The sequence below is a fragment of the Alcanivorax sp. UBA3183 genome (genome assembly GCF_002364155.1).
Classification (GTDB): Bacteria; Pseudomonadota; Gammaproteobacteria; order Pseudomonadales; family Alcanivoracaceae; genus Alcanivorax; species Alcanivorax jadensis.
Window position 1 is genome coordinate 3515 of record NZ_DEXN01000047.1, and the last position, 1501, is coordinate 5015.

Below are 1501 nucleotides of genomic sequence, written 5' to 3' on the forward strand. Positions count from 1 at the left end.
TTCGCGTCTCAAGCGACGCTCCTGCGGCAATATCAACCATGCGCTAATGCAAGGTAGGTAATTTCATGACAGTTCAGACATTCCAACCCGGCCAGGTCACCCTTAACCTGACCGAGGCTGCCAACCAACAGGCCCTGCGGGAAATCCAGCGAGCCAGTGCCAGCGGCATCCGTCTGGATCTGGACGAATCCGGCTGCTCCGGGTTCATGTACACCCTCGATTTTGTGGAAGAACCCAAAGACGGCGACAAGCTGTTCGAGATCGACGGCGTCAACCTGTACGTGCCGGAAAAGTGGCTGCCCATGCTTAATGGCCTGGTCATCGACTACGTCACCGAGGGCGTCAACAGCCTGTTCAAGTTCCGCAATCCCAACGCCACCGGTGAGTGCGGCTGCGGCGAGAGCTTTACCGTAGACGAGGTCTGAGTTGGCGCAAGAACAGAGAACGGTTGTCGTCCAGCGTGATGTACCGGCCCGCAAGGTGCCGGACGGCACCCGCATTACCATCCCCAAGAACAGCTTCGTCAATCTGAGCCAGGCCCTGGGCGGCACCTACACGGTGACCATCAATGGCAACATGGCACGCATCGACGGCACCGACGCAGACGCCATCGGCCAGCAACCGCTGAAGCTGGACTTCGCGCCCGCCAACGAGGACGGCAGCGTGCGCCAGGACGACCTGGACAGCACCCTGCAGACCATCTTCGACCCGGAAATTCCGGTGAGCATCAAGGAACTGGGCCTGGTCTACGGCTGCGATGTGATCCAGCGCGATGGCGAAAACGTGGTGCAGGTCCGCATGACCCTCACCGCCCCCAACTGCGGCATGGGCCCGGTACTGGTGGGCGATGTGGAAGACCGGCTCGGCAAGGTGCCCAACGTGGACAAGGTGGAAGTGGCCCTGGTGTTCGATCCGCCCTGGAGCCGCGATATGATGAGTGAAGAGGCTCAACTCGAGTTGGGAATGTTTTGAAAAGCAGCTGCTAGAAGCTAGCCGCTATTCTGGAGTGCAAGCGACGTGTTCGATATCCACAACATCACCCTTGGCGAAAAGATTACCGCTGAGGACATCAGTGAAGACCTGGAATTCCTGGATGACTGGGAAGAGCGCTATCGCTATATCATCGACCTGGGCAAGCAACTGCCCGAGCTGCCCGATGAGCTGAAAACCGAAGACCGCTTTGTGCGCGGCTGCCAGAGCCAGGTGTGGCTGGAAACCGATTACGACAGCGACGCGGACACGCTGTACATGGCGGTGGATTCCGACGCCCTGATCGTCAAGGGCCTGGCCGCCATCGTACTGGCCGCCCTGAACCGCCAGTCTCCCCAGGCCATCCACGATTACGACATGGACGCCTTCTTCGATCGCATCGACCTGCTCAACCACCTCAGCCCCACCCGCGGCAACGGCCTGCGCGCCATGGTCGGCAAGATCAAACAACAGGCCCAGTCACTGACTGCCTAGCCTCCCGCTACGCAAAAAGCATTTTCACCACAGAGGA

At 59.8% G+C, this 1501-nt stretch carries 3 protein-coding genes; all 3 read left to right on the plus strand.

Features of this window, described 5'->3' with window-relative positions; all coding sequences use genetic code 11:
• Positions 1 to 65: 65 nt before the first annotated feature.
• Genes B3Q33_RS14495 through B3Q33_RS14505 form a run of 3 tightly spaced genes read left to right on the plus strand, consistent with a single transcriptional unit; the run spans position 66 to position 1464 of the window.
• Positions 66 to 425, plus strand: coding sequence for a HesB/IscA family protein (locus B3Q33_RS14495; protein ID WP_035249106.1), 360 nt, complete (start codon positions 66 to 68; stop codon positions 423 to 425).
• Position 426: 1 nt separating this feature from the next.
• Entirely contained in the window at positions 427 to 972 is a 546-nt protein-coding gene (gene sufT, locus B3Q33_RS14500; RefSeq protein ID WP_272962712.1) for a putative Fe-S cluster assembly protein SufT, read from the plus strand.
• A gap of 45 nt (positions 973 to 1017) precedes the next feature.
• Complete coding sequence (locus B3Q33_RS14505; RefSeq protein ID WP_035249109.1) at positions 1018 to 1464, plus strand: SufE family protein; 447 nt, start codon at positions 1018 to 1020, stop codon at positions 1462 to 1464.
• The last annotated feature ends 37 nt before the right edge of the window (positions 1465 to 1501 follow it).

Excerpts from the sequence above, each read along its gene's own strand:
- B3Q33_RS14495 (WP_035249106.1), top strand. The coding sequence starts at position 66 with ATGACAGTTCAGACATTCCAACCCGGCCAGGTCACCCTTAACCTGACC.